At 64.5% G+C, this 14503-nt stretch carries 16 protein-coding genes; 9 read left to right on the top strand and 7 right to left on the bottom strand.

The window, feature by feature from the left end; translation table 11 throughout:
- Nucleotides 1-39: 39 nt before the first annotated feature.
- The 3 genes from AB7Z56_RS00750 to AB7Z56_RS00760 form a co-directional block, all read right to left on the bottom strand.
- On the bottom strand, nt 40-780 hold the full coding sequence (locus tag AB7Z56_RS00750; RefSeq protein WP_063980217.1) for an SDR family oxidoreductase: 741 nt from the start codon (nt 778-780) through the stop codon (nt 40-42).
- Nucleotides 781-783: 3 nt separating this feature from the next.
- Nucleotides 784-2109 (bottom strand): FAD-binding oxidoreductase, encoded by a 1326-nt coding sequence (locus tag AB7Z56_RS00755; protein WP_063980218.1) that lies wholly within the window; start codon nt 2107-2109, stop codon nt 784-786.
- Nucleotides 2110-2208: 99 nt separating this feature from the next.
- Nucleotides 2209-3015: an undecaprenyl-diphosphate phosphatase gene (locus AB7Z56_RS00760; RefSeq protein ID WP_063980219.1), complete on the bottom strand. Its 807-nt coding sequence runs from the start codon at nt 3013-3015 to the stop codon at nt 2209-2211.
- Nucleotides 3016-3184: 169 nt separating this feature from the next.
- Between AB7Z56_RS00760 and AB7Z56_RS00765 the strand changes: the two genes are divergently transcribed.
- The 3 genes from AB7Z56_RS00765 to AB7Z56_RS00775 all read left to right on the top strand — a co-directional run bounded on the left by AB7Z56_RS00765 (nt 3185) and on the right by AB7Z56_RS00775 (nt 6000).
- Nucleotides 3185-3877 carry a glutathione S-transferase family protein gene (locus AB7Z56_RS00765; RefSeq protein WP_063980220.1) on the top strand — a complete coding sequence of 231 codons (693 nt, stop codon included), beginning with the start codon at nt 3185-3187 and terminating at the stop codon, nt 3875-3877.
- Nucleotides 3826-5001 carry a tRNA epoxyqueuosine(34) reductase QueG gene (queG, locus tag AB7Z56_RS00770; RefSeq protein ID WP_063980221.1) on the top strand — a complete coding sequence of 392 codons (1176 nt, stop codon included), beginning with the start codon at nt 3826-3828 and terminating at the stop codon, nt 4999-5001. The genes AB7Z56_RS00765 and queG overlap by 52 nt, the downstream gene beginning before the upstream one ends.
- A 201-nt stretch (nt 5002-5202) precedes the next feature.
- On the top strand, nt 5203-6000 hold the full coding sequence (locus AB7Z56_RS00775) for an acyl-CoA thioesterase domain-containing protein (RefSeq protein ID WP_028169709.1): 798 nt from the start codon (nt 5203-5205) through the stop codon (nt 5998-6000).
- Nucleotides 6001-6071: 71 nt separating this feature from the next.
- Here the strand turns inward: AB7Z56_RS00775 and AB7Z56_RS00780 are convergent, their stop codons facing one another.
- Nucleotides 6072-6539 (bottom strand): nuclear transport factor 2 family protein, encoded by a 468-nt coding sequence (locus AB7Z56_RS00780; RefSeq protein ID WP_014490871.1) that lies wholly within the window; start codon nt 6537-6539, stop codon nt 6072-6074.
- A gap of 150 nt (nt 6540-6689) precedes the next feature.
- A complete protein-coding gene (locus AB7Z56_RS00785) occupies nt 6690-7478 on the bottom strand; it encodes an alpha/beta hydrolase (RefSeq protein ID WP_063980222.1) in 789 nt (262 codons plus the stop codon).
- A gap of 248 nt (nt 7479-7726) precedes the next feature.
- Between AB7Z56_RS00785 and infC the strand changes: the two genes are divergently transcribed.
- Nucleotides 7727-8266, top strand: a complete 540-nt coding sequence (gene infC, locus AB7Z56_RS00790; protein ID WP_071917037.1) for a translation initiation factor IF-3 — start codon at nt 7727-7729, stop codon at nt 8264-8266.
- A 63-nt stretch (nt 8267-8329) separates the two neighbouring features.
- Here infC and AB7Z56_RS00795 read toward each other — a convergent pair whose 3' ends face one another.
- Nucleotides 8330-8734 carry a hypothetical protein gene (locus AB7Z56_RS00795; RefSeq protein WP_063980224.1) on the bottom strand — a complete coding sequence of 135 codons (405 nt, stop codon included), beginning with the start codon at nt 8732-8734 and terminating at the stop codon, nt 8330-8332.
- Between the two features lie 271 nt (nt 8735-9005).
- Between AB7Z56_RS00795 and rpmI the strand changes: the two genes are divergently transcribed.
- Both rpmI and rplT read left to right on the top strand, forming a co-directional pair.
- Complete coding sequence (gene rpmI / locus AB7Z56_RS00800) at nt 9006-9206, top strand: 50S ribosomal protein L35 (RefSeq protein ID WP_008539890.1); 201 nt, start codon at nt 9006-9008, stop codon at nt 9204-9206.
- Between the two features lie 88 nt (nt 9207-9294).
- Nucleotides 9295-9654, top strand: a complete 360-nt coding sequence (gene rplT / locus AB7Z56_RS00805) for a 50S ribosomal protein L20 (protein ID WP_014490867.1) — start codon at nt 9295-9297, stop codon at nt 9652-9654.
- 26 nt (nt 9655-9680) lie between these two features.
- Here the strand turns inward: rplT and AB7Z56_RS00810 are convergent, their stop codons facing one another.
- Nucleotides 9681-10088, bottom strand: a complete 408-nt coding sequence (locus AB7Z56_RS00810; RefSeq protein WP_063985967.1) for a hypothetical protein — start codon at nt 10086-10088, stop codon at nt 9681-9683.
- A 136-nt stretch (nt 10089-10224) separates the two neighbouring features.
- Here AB7Z56_RS00810 and pheS point away from each other — a divergent pair, with 136 nt between their 5' ends.
- The 3 genes from pheS to AB7Z56_RS00825 are packed head-to-tail and all read left to right on the top strand — an operon-like array spanning nt 10225 to nt 14479.
- The gene (gene pheS / locus AB7Z56_RS00815) at nt 10225-11307 is read left to right on the top strand and encodes a phenylalanine--tRNA ligase subunit alpha (protein WP_063980225.1); all 1083 of its coding nucleotides are present in this window, start codon (nt 10225-10227) and stop codon (nt 11305-11307) included.
- On the top strand, nt 11304-13712 hold the full coding sequence (pheT, locus tag AB7Z56_RS00820) for a phenylalanine--tRNA ligase subunit beta (RefSeq protein WP_063980226.1): 2409 nt from the start codon (nt 11304-11306) through the stop codon (nt 13710-13712). The genes pheS and pheT overlap by 4 nt, the downstream gene beginning before the upstream one ends.
- Entirely contained in the window at nt 13709-14479 is a 771-nt protein-coding gene (locus tag AB7Z56_RS00825; RefSeq protein WP_231143742.1) for a sulfite exporter TauE/SafE family protein, read from the top strand. Before pheT ends, AB7Z56_RS00825 begins: the two co-directional genes overlap by 4 nt.
- Nucleotides 14480-14503 lie beyond the last annotated feature (24 nt).

Raw genomic sequence — 14503 nt, forward strand, 5'->3', positions numbered from 1 at the left:
GCCGGGCGTGACGAGACTGTGGTGTGGGTCGCAACCGCCTCAAAACTTCAGCTTCTTGAACACCGCTTCCGGCAGCGTCTTGATGATCAGCATCACGAGACGCCATTTGCCGCTGACATAGACGACGTCGGTCTTCTTCTCGACGGCGTTGAGGATCGCATCGCCGACGACCGGCGCCTCGACGGTGAGCGGGCCGATCAGCTTCATGCCTTCCGTCATTTTCGTGCGGACGAAGCCGGGTTTTACGGTGACGACATGGACGCCGTCGCGGCTGGCGCGGGCGCGCAGGCCCGACAGGAAGGCGGAGAAGCCTGCCTTGGCCGATCCGTAGACATAATTGGAGGCACGGCCGCGATCGCCGGCGACGGACGAGACGCCGACGAGCGTACCACTGCCGCGCGCCAAAAATTTCTCTGCGAACAGGCCGAGGATCAGCGACGGGCCCTCGTAGTTCGAGCGCATGATCGTGGTGGCGTGCGCGAGATCGCTCTCGGCATTTTGCTGCACGCCCAGTAGGCCGACGATCGAGACAACGACATCAGGCAACGCAGGAAGGCCGCTCACAAAACCCTCGAACGAAGCGGTATCGAGCACATCGAATGTGTGGAGGCCAACCTCGACATTGTAGCGCGCGCGCAGATCGGCGGCGTCAGGCTCGAGTGCGGCGACGTCACGGCCCGCGAGGGCGACATCGTATCCGGCCTTGGCAAAGGCGCGCGCGGCGGCGCGGCCGATATCGGAGGAGCCACCGAGCACAATTGCGGACTTGCGTGACGTCACGGCTTAAACCTCATCGAACAGGCGTTGTGAAAGTTTTGAGCGGATGGTCCCGGCGGGATCGAGCGATTTGCGGATTGCGTTGAAGCGCCGCAAGGCCGGATAGCCAGCTTCGAACGTGGCGCGCGACTGGCGTGCATCCTTGGCCAGATAAAGCCGGCCGCCGGCGGCGACGACCAGGCGGTCGATCTCGTCGAGGAAATTCAGGATGTCGCCCTTCACCGGGAAATCCAGCGCCAGCGTGTAGCCGGGCAGTGGGAACGACAGGATGCCGTCGCCCTGGCCGAGTTTCTTGAGCACCGCGAGGAAGGAGGCATCGCCGCGCCGGGCGACGCGATCGAGGATCTCGCCGAGCACGGCGCGGGCGCCCAGCTCCGGGATCACGCATTGATGCTGGAGAAAACCGCGCCGGCCGTAGATGCGGTTCCAGTCACTGATGCTGTCGAGCGGGAAGAAATACGGATAGAGCGAGACCACATGGCTGGCGCCGGCGCGCCGCGCGCCCATGCGGTAGTAGAGCTCGTTGAAGGCGCGGATGCTGTAGCGGTTCAGCGTCATCGACGGCAGGTCGACGGGCACCGCGAGGCCGGGATTTTTGCCGGCGGGAAATGCACCGGCGCCGTCGGCAATCTCGCCCGTCCTTGCGTGCTCGCCGAGATAGATCAGCGAGCGGCCGAGATCGCTGCCGCGTGCGGCACAATCGATCCAGGCCACCGAATAGGTCGCGGAATCGCCCGCATCGAGCGCGCGCATCGCGGCATCGAGATCGGATGCGGAGATCACCCGCTCGCGGATCCACCCCGTTTCGACCGGTCGTAGCCGCATCGTCGCCTCGAGGATCACCCCGGTGAGGCCCATTCCGCCGACGGTCGCGAAGAAGGCATCGGAATTCTGTTCGCGCGAGGCCTCGATGGTCTCGCCCTGCCCGGTGCGCAGCAGGATGCTGTCGACATAGCGGCCGAAACCACCCTCACAATGATGGTTCTTGCCGTGGACATCGGCGGCAATGGCGCCGCCAACCGAGACGAAGCGCGTACCCGGCACGACGAAGGGCAGGAAGCCGCGCGGGCCAAAAGTGTCGATCAGGTCCGACAGCAGCACGCCGGCTTCGAGCCGGATGCGTCCGGTCACGGGATCGAACGACCGGACCCGGTCGAACCCCGTCATCGCGATGGTCCTTGCGGCGCCGATCGCGGCATCGCCATAGGCGCGGCCGTTGCCCCTGGCCACGGAGCCCGTCACCACGGCTTCGCCCACGGCCTCGAACGACCGCGGCCGCAGCAGCTCGCTATCGACGACCGGGAAACGCCCCCAGCCGCTGACGAGGGTCATAGTTCAGCTCCTGTGCCGGGCGCGCCGCCCTGCTCTGGAAACTGCCTACCGATCAAAAGCTTATATTGCGTTGAGGCGCGTCAGTGAGTTTTCGAGAGGTTAACGGCCGAGCGCCAGCGCGATCAGGCCGAGCGTGCCGACGATCACGCGCCACCAGGCAAACACCGCGAAGCCGTGGCGGGTGACGTAGCTCAAGAAAGTCTTCACGACGATGATCGCGGTGATGAACGACACCACGAAACCGATCGCGACGATGCCCATGTGGTCCATCGTCATCTCGGAGCGGTTCTTGTAGAAATCGTAGGCGAACGCGCCGATCATGGTGGGGATGGCGAGGAAGAACGAGAACTCCGCCGCCGCGCGCTTGTCGGCGCCCAGAAACATCGCGGCGACGATGCTGGCGCCGGAGCGCGACACGCCCGGGATCATCGCGATGCACTGCGCGATGCCGATATAGAGATACATCAGCAGCGGAAAGCGGGTGGCGTCATGCTCGCGCGCCTTGAGATCGAGCCGATCGACCCACAGCAGGATGGCGCCGCCGACGATCAGCGAGAAGCACACGACCCACGGATTGAACAGCAGGCTCTTGATGTATTTGCCGGCGACGAGACCGACGATGACCGCGGGCAGGAACGCCACCAGCACGCCGATCACGAAGCGGCGCGCATAGGCGTCGCCGGTGAACATACCGATCGCGACGTCCCACAATTTCTTGAAGTACAGCACGACGATCGCGAGGATCGCACCAAGCTGGATCAGAACGGTAAACGAATCCCAGAAGGCGCCTTCGCCGAGATGGAAGAAGCGCTCCGCGAGCAGAAGGTGGCCGGTCGAGGACACGGGAAGGAACTCGGTCACACCCTCGATGATGCCGAGGATCACTGCCCGTATTGCGTCTGACATATTTACGGTCCATTTCCGCTGGAAAAGCGGGGCTCTTCTCGCCTATTCGTCCTGCTCTCGCAATCGCAAAATGCGACGTCACGCCCTTGCCTCGCGGTTTTGAAGGACTAGTGTGGCGCCGCACAAACATTGATGGATTCTTAATCACCATCAAATAGTCAAAGGCTTCATGTTTACGCTGTTTCATCATCCGTTCTGCCCGCATTCGCGTTTCATCCGCCTGATCGCGGGAGAATACGGGCTCGAATTGCGGCTGGTCGAAGAACGCAGCTGGGAGCGGCGCGAGGCATTTCTGCTGCTCAATGCGGCCGGCACCACGCCCGTCCTGGTGGACAAGGAACAATCGCCCATACCGGGCGCCGCGATCATCGCCGAATATGTCGATGAGGCCTACGGCGCCGACATGGGACCGAAGCGCCTGATGCCGGAAACGGTCGCCGAGCGCGTCGAGGTGCGCCGGCTGATGGCCTGGTTCAACGAAAAATTCTTCGAGGAGGTCTCGCATCCTCTGGTCACCGAGCGCATCTACAAGCGCTTCATGAGCGAGGAGAACGGCGGCGGCGCACCCTCGGCCGACGTGATGCGAGCCGCCAAGGCCAACGTGCGCTATCATCTGGCCTATATCGGCTGGCTGGCGCAGACGCGGAACTTCCTCGCCGGCGACCGGCTCACCTACGCGGACCTCGCCGCCGCGGCGCATCTCTCGGCGATCGACTATCTGGGCGACGTGCCATGGAGCGAGGACGACGCAGCAAAGGCGTGGTACGCACGGGTGAAATCCCGCCCGTCGTTCCGTCCGCTGCTGAGCGAATGGCTGGCGGGCGTGCCGGCATCGCGGACCTACGTGGACCTCGACTTCTGAACTCGGATCCGACCGAATTGAAGGCGGCGCTTGCAAACGAGGCACGCGCGCTCGGCTTCGACTGCATCGGCATCACCGCATCCGGCACGATCGAAAACGCCGGAAAGCATTTTCTCGAATTCATCGCCTCGGGCGGCCATGGCGACATGGACTGGCTTGCAGCACACCCCGAGCGCCGCGTCGATCCACGCGGGCTATGGCAGGACGTGCGCAGCGTCATCATGCTCGGCGTCAATTACGGGCCCGACCAGGATCCGCTCGCGATCCTGCAGCAGCGCACGCGCGCGGCGATCTCGGTCTATGCGCAGGGCGACGACTACCACGATCTCATCAAGAAGCGCCTGAAGGCGCTGGCGCGCTGGCTGGTCGCGACCGCGCCATCGGACGTAAAGGTGTTCGTCGACACCGCGGCGGTGATGGAGAAGCCGTTGGCGCAAGCCGCGCATCTGGGCTGGCAGGGCAAGCACACCAATCTCGTCTCGCGCGAGTTCGGCTCCTGGCTATTCCTCGGCGCGATCTACACGACGCTCGAGCTGCCGCGCGACGACGCCGAGATCGATCATTGCGGCTCATGCCAGGCGTGCCTCGACATCTGCCCGACGTCGGCGTTTCCGGCGCCCTACAAGCTCGATGCGCGGCGCTGCATCTCGTATCTGACCATCGAGAACAAGGGACCGATCCCGCGCGAGTTTCGCAAGGCCATCGGCAACCGCATCTATGGCTGCGACGATTGCCTTGCAGCGTGTCCCTGGAACAAGTTCGCGCAGGAGGGACGCGAGGCAAAGCTCGCCGCGCGCGACGAATTGCGCGCGCCGTCGCTCGCCGAACTCGCACGGCTCGACGATGCATCGTTTCGCGCGCTGTTCACGAAGTCGCCGGTGAAGCGCATCGGCCGCGACCGGTTTTTGCGGAACGTGCTGATCGCGATTGGTAACTCCGGTGAGGCGATGCTGGCGGAGGAGGCGCGGCGATTGCTCGGCGATGAGAGCGCTTTGGTGCGTGGCGCTGCGGTGTGGGCGCTGGAGCAGCTGGTGTCGCGCGGAGAGTTTGAGGCGATGAGGTTTGCCACGGCGAGCAACGAGCACGACGACAGCGTGCGTGAAGAGTGGCAGGCCGCTTCCTAATTCTCGGTGTCATGCCCCGGCTTGACCGGGGCATCCAGTACGCCGCGGCCTCTCGATTGAACCACAATCGTCTCGGAGTACTGGATCGCCCGGTCAAGCCGGGCGATGACACCGTTGTTGTGATGAGAGCGCTTCGCGCCTCCTCACCCTGAGGATTGGGGGACCTTGATTTCCTCACGCGTTTCCTCAAAGTCGCGCGTCATGACAAACATGCCTTTCTTCACCCGCGACGGCGATACATTCCATCCGACGGAAGTGGCCAACGGTCCCTGGGATCCGAAATCGCTGCACGGACGCGTCATCGTCGGCCTGCTCGGCTTCGCCATCGAGGAGCGCCATTCCGGCCCGGAATTCGTCCCGGCGCGGCTCACGGTCGACATGTTTCGGCTGCCGACCATCGACAAGCCGATCGAGGTGACGACGCGGCTGGTGCGCGACGGACTACGCATTCGCGTGGTCGAGGCCGAATTTGTCTCCGGCGGCGTCAGCATGGCGCGTGCCTCGTGCCAGCTGCTGCGCAAAACGCAGAATCCGGACGGCAACGTCTGGTCGCCGCCGAACTGGGACGTGCCGAAGCCGGACGACATTCCCAAGCCCACCGATCCCAGGCTCGGCATGAACGGCAAATGGACGACGCGGCCGATCGTCGGCCATATGGGCTCGCTCGGTCCGCGCCGGCTCTGGATGAGCGAGGTGCGCGAGCTCGTGGCCGGCGTGCCGATGACGCCGTTCGTCCATGTCGCTGTCGGCGCCGATTTCGCCAGCCCCTTTGCCAACGCCGGCGACAAGGGGCTCGGCTACATCAACAGCGACGTCACGATCTATCTGCATCGGCTGCCAGTGACGAACTGGATCGGCTTCGACGTGGTCAATCACCAGGCGACCGATGGTGTCGCGATCGGCGAATGCTGGCTCTACGACGAGCAAGGCCCGATCGGCACCGCCACGGTCGCAGCACTGGCGCAGCGCAAGCCGATGGCGAATCCGTCGAAGCGGTAGTCGTTACTGTCATTCCGGGGCGCGCGCCAAGTGGCACGCCCCGGAATGACAAGAGGAGAGGGGCCGCGCGGCTACGCCAGATGCCGCTTCATCTCCGGCCGCGCTTTCAGCTCAGCACCCTGCTTGCCGACGATCTTCGCAATCCGTTCCGGCGCAAACTTCAGATCGACGAACGCCGGCGCGGTGTTGGCGACCTCGTGATAGCTCACGATCCTGCCGTCGCGCAGCGTCATGATCGCGACGCCCTCGAACATCGCCCGCGCGCCGTTCGCTTCGGCCAAGGTCGAGCGATAGCTGAAGGTGTAGCGCGCATAGAGCGTGGTGCCGTCGGTGACGGGATCATGCATGTCCCAGCGGAAATCGGTCGCCGTGCGATAGAACCAGTCGTCGACCATCGCTGCGATCTTTTCGCGGCCTTCGAAGGCGCCGTAGAAGACGTCGTGATAGACGCCGTCCTCGGTGAAGAGATCCGCGAAGGCTTTTCCGTTACGCTGTTCGACGGCGTCGCAAAAGGTGCGCAGCATGGCAGTGGCGGTCATTGGCATTTCTCCCATTCTCGCTCTTCGTCATGCCCCGGCTTGACCGGGGCATCCAGTACGCCGCGGCTTCTCGGCTAAAGCACGATGGCCTCTGGAATACTGGATCGCCCGATCAAGTCGGGCGATGACACCGAATGTTGGGCGGCAGTCTCACCCGATCTCGGCCACCGCGGCAAGAATGCGGGCGATATCTTGCGGACGGGAGAGGCGGTGATCGCCGTCCTGGATCATGGTGAGCACGACGTCGTCGGCCGGCAGGCGATGCGTCAGCGCGAATGCGTGCTGCCAGGGCACATCCGGATCCTGCGCGCCCTGGAGGATGCGGACGGGACAGCCGAGATCGATGGCGCTGCCGAGCAGCAAATGATTGCGGCCCTCCTCGATCAGATTCCGCGTGATCGGATAGGGCGAGCCATCGCCATAGTCCGACGGCCGCAGCCAGAAGCCCTTGGTCTCGATTTCTTTCTTCACCGCAGGCGAAAAATTCTTCCACATCAGCTCCTCGGTGAAGTCGGGCGCCGGCGCGATCAGCACCAGGCCCGCAAGCGACGCTTTACTGGCCCGCTTCCTGATCTCGCGCGCGAGCAGCAGCGCCATCCAGCCGCCCATGGAGGAACCGATCAGAACCTGCGGGCCGTCGCAGAACCGCTCGAACACCGCCACGCTGTCCTCGAGCCAGCTTCCGATGGTTCCATCGGCGAACTCGCCGCCGGATTCGCCATGGCCGGAGTAGTCGAACCGGACCGCGGCGCGGCCGTGGTCCGCGGCCCAGGCATCCAGCGCCACGGCCTTGCTGCCCTGCATGTCCGACTTGAACCCGCCGAGCCAGACCAGTCCGGGTCCGCGACCGGCGCGGCTGCGCACCGCGATCCTGCGTGCGGACGGTCCCTCGCCCACATCGATGAAGCCGAGCACGGCTTCGGGAATTGCATTGCTCATGGAACGTTTACTCTGGTTGTTCGGTTTGAGCTGTCTGGATGCGTTCCGAGGCCCAGCCCAGCATCGCTATTGCCCTTTGGGACGCTTGCGGAACAGAAGCAAGGTGTCTATGTCCTGCAGCGTGCCCATGGGCGTGACCAAAATGCCTCGCATTTGAGGCTTTTTCGCCTCCCGCACGCGACTTGCTTGCCGGCAAACGCATCTTCCTTCAGACTAGCCGCCTCTTTCACAATTTTGGAGAACCACCCATTCGCCGTCCCAATAAAGCCCCGCCCGTTGCCAGCAAAGACGGGCCGCGCATCAATGATGATATTCGCAATGCGCAAATCCAGCTGATCGATCAGACCGGTGACAACAAGGGCACGGTCGAAACCGTCATGGCCATCCGTATGGCCCAGGAAGCTGGCATGGATCTGGTCGAGATTTCGCCGAATGTCAGCCCTCCCGTCTGCAAGATCATGGACTACGGGAAGTACAAGTATTCCGCCCAGAAAAAGGCCGCCGAAGCCCGCAAGCGGCAGAAGATCGTCGAGATCAAGGAGATCAAGCTCCGCCCGATGATCGACGACCACGATTACGACGTGAAGATGCGCGCGATGCAGCGGTTCTTCGAAGAAGGCGACAAGGTCAAGATCACGCTGCGCTATCGCGGCCGCGAAATGGCGCACCAGGAGATCGGCACCAAGCTTCTGGACAAGATCAAGAACGACGTCGCCGAGCTCGCCAAGGTCGAGCAGGATGCCAGGTTCGAGGGCCGTCAGGTCGTCATGGTGCTGGCGCCGCGCTGACGTCCGTTTTTCAGGACTGAGAGTTCAACGGCCCGTCCGGATTTCCGGCGGGCCGTTTGTGTATCAGGACCGGGTCGCATGCCAGATGCCGCTGCACCGGTCGCCGGAAATGATGCCGTTCCAGGAGCCTGCACCGGCCACCCCGCCGAGCCGGCCGCCTCCACTGGCGTGGGACGCGCCGACCGAGACCTGGACCGCGACGGCGCCGCCGCGACGAACCGTGCCGGAGACCCGGCCGCCGCCGGCGGATGACACCCGGCCGCCGGTGACGGTGAAGGGGACGCTGTAACCGGAACTGCAATTGCCCCGCGTGGTGGCGAAAGTGACATTCCAGATGCCGTCATAGCTGCCGATACGGGCGTCGGCGGTCGAGGGCAGCACGGCCGTGGCCAGCACGGCAAGCAGCGCCAGGCGGCGCGGGCGGGCGAGGTCCGTCAAGGACGAAAGCGATCGGGGAAAATGGGCCATTTTGGTCTTGCTCCAGGCGACATGGCTTGGACATATGGGTGGTAACTTCGAATAGTCGCCGGGCAGGTTTCGGCGGTTCAGCGTTGCCATTTGGCTTGTCCTCTGTCATAAGCCCAGCCTTCATCGCCCGGCTGATTAAGGGCTGCCGTGGCGGTGTCCGTGCGGGTTTCGCGCTTGTTCGTAAAACCTGAGCACAATCAACGCTCTAACGAGCATTTTTGACGGCCAGCCGCCTTCGCGGGCGGGTTTCTGTGGCCATTAGGAGAGCCAAATGCCCAAGCTGAAGACCAAATCGGGCGCTAAAAAGCGCTTCAAGGTGACTGCCACCGGCAAAGTGATGCACGCCCAGCGCGGCAAGCGTCACGGCATGATCAAGCGGACGAAGAAGCAGATCCGTCAGCTGCGCGGCACTCGCGTGCTGTTCAAGACCGACGGCGACAACGTCAAGAAGTACTTCTTGCCGAACGCCTGATCGCGTCCAAGATCGTCGAAGATCATTGCCACCTCCGCCGCGCTCGCGCGGCGATCCGAAAACCAAGTCATCTCTGAAGGATTTTGTCATGTCTCGCGTCAAACGCGGTGTGACCGCCCACGCCAAGCACAAGAAAGTCTACAAGGCCGCCAAGGGTTTCTATGGCCGCCGCAAGAACACCATCCGCGCCGCCAAGCCGGCCGTAGAAAAGGCCCAGCAGTACGCGTTCCGTGATCGCAAGCGCAAGAAGCGGACTTTCCGCGCGCTCTGGATCCAGCGTCTCAACGCCGCTGTGCGTCCGTTCGGCCTGACCTACAGCCGATTTATCGACGGTCTCGCCAAGTCGGGCATCACCGTGGACCGCAAGGTGCTGTCGGATCTCGCGATCCACGAGCCTGCGTCGTTCCAGGCGATCGCCGAGAAGGCCAAGGCTGCGCTGGCCGCCTAAGCGGCTGCTTCAGAGCAAGCCCAGCACTAATGGCCGGCTCCGCCGGCCTTCAGCGCACGTCGCGAGTAACGCTGGGCGACCTCCGCCCGGCAGAAGGCCGTGGCCGAGATATACATGGTGCCGGACTTGTTCCGGTACTTCCGGTCGCAGACCCGCAACTCGCGCTGATAGCTGAGCTTCTGCGGCGTTCTCAGCCGGCCGACAAAATCGGCCTCGCACTTCTTCTCGACCGCTTCGCCGAATTGCACGTCGCCGCTGGCGCCGTATGCGCAAGCATCGAACAGCGTCATGGCACGGTCGCAGCTCGGCGCCGCGTTCAGGACCGCGATGATGTCATCCATCGACGTCGATTTGGCCGGGCATTCCTCCGCGGCGTGAGCCGCGCTCCCCAAAAGAACCAAGCTCAAGCCGACCACCCAGGATCGTAAACGCATCGTCTTCTCCCTCGACTTCAGGTTGGTGCCAGCCATGCCTATAGGGTTCAAATGCCCTGCATTTACGACGGCTATACGGCTTGACGTTCCGGCCCGGCTGCGGCCACAACCGGCAGCGTTTTGAAAGGATCCGACCGTGTCCGACCTCGCCAGTCTCGTCCAATCCATCCTCGCGCAGATCAGTGCTGCCGGGGACGAAGCCGCCCTCGAAGCCGTCCGCGTCGCGTCCCTCGGCAAGAAGGGCTCGATCTCCGCCTTGCTTGCGACGCTCGGCAAGATGTCGCCGGACGAGCGCAAGACGCAAGGCGCCGCGATCAACCAGGCCAAGGACGAGGTCACCCAGGCCCTCGCCGCGCGGCGCGACGTGCTGAAGTCGGCGGCGCTCGATGCGCGGCTCGCATCCGAGACCATCGACGTCACCCTGCCGCTGCGCGATGCGCCGACTGAAGCCGGCCGCATCCATCCGCTGAGCCAGGTCTGGGACGAGTTGACGACGATCTTCGCCGACATGGGATTCTCGGTCGCGGAAGGCCCCGACATCGAGACCGACGACTACAACTTCACCAAGCTGAATTTCCCGGAAGGCCATCCCGCCCGCGAGATGCACGACACCTTCTTCTTCCATCCGAAGGAGGACGGCTCGCGCATGCTGCTGCGAACCCACACCTCGCCGGTGCAGGTGCGCACCATGCTGAGCCAGAAGCCGCCGATCCGCGTGATCTGCCCGGGCCGCACCTACCGCATCGATTCGGACGCGACCCACACGCCGCAATTCCACCAGGTCGAAGGCCTCGTCATCGACAAGCACTCGCATCTCGGCCACCTCAAATGGATCCTGCACGAGTTCTGCAAGGCGTTCTTCGAGGTCGATCACATCAACATGCGCTTCCGGCCGTCGTTCTTCCCGTTCACCGAGCCGTCGCTGGAAGTCGACATCCAGTGCCGCCGCGACAAGGGCGAGATCCGCTTCGGCGAGGGCGAGGACTGGCTCGAGATTCTCGGCTGCGGCATGGTGCATCCGAACGTGCTACGCGCCTGCGGCATCGATCCCGACGAGTACCAGGGCTTTGCCTGGGGCATGGGTATCGACCGCATCGCCATGCTGAAATACGGCATCGCCGATTTGCGCCAGCTGTTCGACAGCGACGTCCGCTGGCTGTCCCATTACGGCTTCAAGCCGCTCGAACTGCCGACGCTTGCGGGAGGACTGAGCTCGTGAAATTCACCCTCTCCTGGCTGAAGGATCATCTCGACACCGACGAGCCCCTGGAAAAGCTCGCCGACAAGCTCACTATGATCGGGCTCGAGGTCGAGAACATCGAGGACAAGGCGAAGGCGCTGAAGCCGTTCACCATCGCGAAGGTGATCTCGGCCGAGCAGCATCCGAATGCAGATCGCCTGCGCGTCTGCATGGTCGACACCGGCGATGGTGGCGCACCGGTGCAGGTCGTGTGCGGCGCGCCGAATGCGCGCACGGGCCTGGTCAGCGTGTTCTCGCCTCCGGGCACCTACATTCCCGGCAAGGACATCACGCTCGGTGTCGGCACCATCCGCGGCGTCGAGAGCCGCGGCATGCTGTGCTCGGCGGCCGAACTCCAGATCTCCAACGACCATGACGGCATCATGGAGCTGCCGGCGGATGCGCCGATCGGCGCGGCATACGCCGCATGGGCGGGCCTCGGCGATCCCGTGGTCGAGATCAATCTGACGCCGAACCGACAGGACTGCACCGGCGTGCACGGCATCGCCCGCGATCTTGCCGCGGCCGACATGGGCAAGTTCAAGGACCCCACGATCAAGCCGATCAAGGGTGAATTCCCGTGCCCCGTGAAGGTCGCGGTCGAGGACGCCACGCTGTGTCCGGGCTTCGCGTTGCGCCTGGTGCGCGGGGTGAAGAACGGGCCGTCGCCGGAATGGCTGCAGAAGCGGCTGACCGCGATCGGGCTGCGTCCGATCAATGCGCTGGTCGACATCACCAACTTCATGACCTACGACCGCGCGCGCCCGCTGCACGTGTTCGACGCCAAGAAGGTGAAGGGCAATCTCGTGGTGCGCCGCGCCCGCGACGGCGAGACGCTGCTGGCGCTCGACGGCCGCACCTACAATCTCGATCCCGCCATCTGCGTGATCGCGGACGAGCACGGCGTCGAATCGCTCGCCGGCATCATGGGCGGCGAAGCCTCGGGCTGCGACGAGAACACCACCGACGTGCTGATCGAATCGGCGCTGTGGAACGAGATCAACATCGCCCAGACCGGGCGCAAGCTCGGCATCAATTCGGACGCGCGCTACCGCTTCGAGCGCGGCGTCGATCCGGCCTTCATGGTGCCGGGACTGGAGCTCGCCACCAAGCTCGTGATGGAAATATGCGGCGGCGCGCCGTCCGAGAACGTCGTGGTCGGAAAGGCCTTCGGCGACGACCGGGTGATCGATTTTCCTGTTACCGAGGTCAAGCGGCTCTCCGGCATCGAGGTGCCGCAGCCGGAGATGAAGCGCATCCTGACCCATCTCGGCTTCATGATGGCCGGCCCGGGTCCGGTGGTGAAGATCGCGGTGCCCTCGTGGCGCACCGATGTGCATGGCAAGGCCGACATCGTCGAAGAGATCGTGCGCATCTACGGCGTCGACAAGGTGCCGATGACGCCGTTCGAGCGCGGCGAGGACGCGCGCAAGCCGGTGCTGACGCCGCTGCAGCTCCGCACCCGTCGCGCCAGGCGCGCACTCGCGAGCCGCGGCATCATCGAAGCGGTGACCTGGTCCTTCATCACGAAGTCTGCGGCAACCCTGTTCGGCGGCGGCCAGCGCGAGCTCGAAGTGGCCAACCCGATCGCCTCGGATCTCTCCGACATGCGGCCGACCCTGTTGGCGGGCCTGATCGCGGCGGCGCAGGCCAACGCCGATCGCGGCTTCGGCGATGTCGCGCTGTTCGAGGTCGGCCAGCTGTTCAAGGGCGACCGCCCGCAGGATCAGTTCATGGCGGCCAGCGGCGTTCGGCGCGGCTTTGCTTCGTCCGAAGGTCTGGGACGGCACTGGTCGGGTTCGGCGCAGGCCGAATTGTTCGACGCCAAGGCCGACGCGCTCGCGGTGCTTGCCGTTGCCGGTGCACCGATGCAGGCGCTGCAGATCGTCGCGGGCGGACCAGCCTGGTTGCATCCGGGGCGTTCCGGCACGATCCAGATCGGCCCGCAGAACGTGCTCGGCTATTTCGGCGAGATGCATCCGAGCGCGCTCGAGGCGCTCGGCGCCGACGGCCCGCTGATGGTGTTCGAGGTGATCCTCGACCGCATCCCCGAGGCGAAGAAGAAGCCGACCCGCGCCAAGCCCGTGATCGAGCTGTCGGCCTTCCAGCCGGTGTCGCGCGATTTCGCCTTCATCGTCGACCGCACCATCAAGGCCGGCGACATCGTTCGCGCCGCGCAAGGCGTCGACAAGAAGCTGATCACCGGCGTGAATGTCTTCGACGTCTACGAGGGCAAGGGCATCGATGACGGCAAGAAGTCGATCGCGATCGCCGTGACGATCCAGCCGCGCGAGAAGACGCTGACCGATCAGGAGATCGAGGCCGTCGCCGGGAAGATCGTGGCGGAAGTCACGAAGAAGACCGGCGGCGTCTTGCGCGGATGACCCTTGCGGATGTTCTTCCGAAGGACGTCAGCCTCACCGTTGCGATGGCGCTCTGCGCCGTCGCTTTCGTTTCGGGCACCGCGCGCGGCTTCTCCGGCTTCGGCTCGGCGCTGATCTTCATGCCGCTGGCGAGCAGCATCGCGGCGCCGCGTCTCGTTGCCGCGCTGCTCCTGGTGATCGATTTCGTCGCGGCCCTGCCGCTGCTGCCCGACGCGTGGCGGAAGGCGGACCGCAAGGCCACCGCGGTAATCGTGCTGGGCGCGCTGGTCGGCGTGCCGGTGGGCACCTATTTCCTCAGCGTGCTCGAGCCCGTCACCACGCGCTGGATCATCTCCTGCTTCGTCGCTGCGCTGTTGCTGCTGCTGCTGTCCGGCTGGCGCTATCGCGGCAAGGACCACGCCTGGCTCTCGGTCGGCATCGGCGGCCTCTCGGGCTTCTGTAGCGGTCTGGCGCAGACCGGCGGCCCGCCGATCGTCGGCTACTGGCTCGGCCGCCCCATCGCGCCGATCGTCGCGCGCGCCAATATCGTGCTGTTCTTCGGCGCGTCGGATTTCTTCTCGATGGTCAGCTACGCGACGACCGGCCTGATCTCACGCGAATCGCTGGTGCTGTCGCTGATCGTCGGCCCGGTCTATGCGATCGGCGTCGCGTTCGGTGCGTCGCTGTTCGGCCGCGCCAGCGAAAAAGTGTTTCGCGCGATTTGCTACGGTCTGATCGCGATGGCGGTGATCGCGGGGCTGCCGGTGCTGGACGGGATTTTGCGGTAACAATCTCCGCGGTCGTCCCTGCGA

This window comes from Bradyrhizobium sp. 482_C4_N1_8, assembly GCF_052075965.1.
GTDB lineage: Bacteria > Pseudomonadota > Alphaproteobacteria > Rhizobiales > Xanthobacteraceae > Bradyrhizobium > Bradyrhizobium barranii.

Excerpts from the sequence above, each read along its gene's own strand:
- AB7Z56_RS00755 (WP_063980218.1), bottom strand. The coding sequence starts at position 2,109 with ATGACCCTCGTCAGCGGCTGGGGGCGTTTCCCGGTCGTCGATAGCGAG.
- AB7Z56_RS00780 (WP_014490871.1), bottom strand. The coding sequence starts at position 6,539 with ATGACCGCCACTGCCATGCTGCGCACCTTTTGCGACGCCGTCGAACAG.
- AB7Z56_RS00825 (WP_231143742.1), top strand. The coding sequence starts at position 13,709 with ATGACCCTTGCGGATGTTCTTCCGAAGGACGTCAGCCTCACCGTTGCG.
- rpmI (WP_008539890.1), top strand. The coding sequence starts at position 9,006 with ATGCCCAAGCTGAAGACCAAATCGGGCGCTAAAAAGCGCTTCAAGGTG.
- queG (WP_063980221.1), top strand. The coding sequence starts at position 3,826 with ATGGCTGGCGGGCGTGCCGGCATCGCGGACCTACGTGGACCTCGACTT.
- rplT (WP_014490867.1), top strand. The coding sequence starts at position 9,295 with ATGTCTCGCGTCAAACGCGGTGTGACCGCCCACGCCAAGCACAAGAAA.
- AB7Z56_RS00765 (WP_063980220.1), top strand. The coding sequence starts at position 3,185 with ATGTTTACGCTGTTTCATCATCCGTTCTGCCCGCATTCGCGTTTCATC.
- AB7Z56_RS00785 (WP_063980222.1), bottom strand. The coding sequence starts at position 7,478 with ATGAGCAATGCAATTCCCGAAGCCGTGCTCGGCTTCATCGATGTGGGC.
- AB7Z56_RS00810 (WP_063985967.1), bottom strand. The coding sequence starts at position 10,088 with ATGCGTTTACGATCCTGGGTGGTCGGCTTGAGCTTGGTTCTTTTGGGG.
- AB7Z56_RS00775 (WP_028169709.1), top strand. The coding sequence starts at position 5,203 with ATGACAAACATGCCTTTCTTCACCCGCGACGGCGATACATTCCATCCG.
- AB7Z56_RS00760 (WP_063980219.1), bottom strand. The coding sequence starts at position 3,015 with ATGTCAGACGCAATACGGGCAGTGATCCTCGGCATCATCGAGGGTGTG.
- AB7Z56_RS00795 (WP_063980224.1), bottom strand. The coding sequence starts at position 8,734 with ATGGCCCATTTTCCCCGATCGCTTTCGTCCTTGACGGACCTCGCCCGC.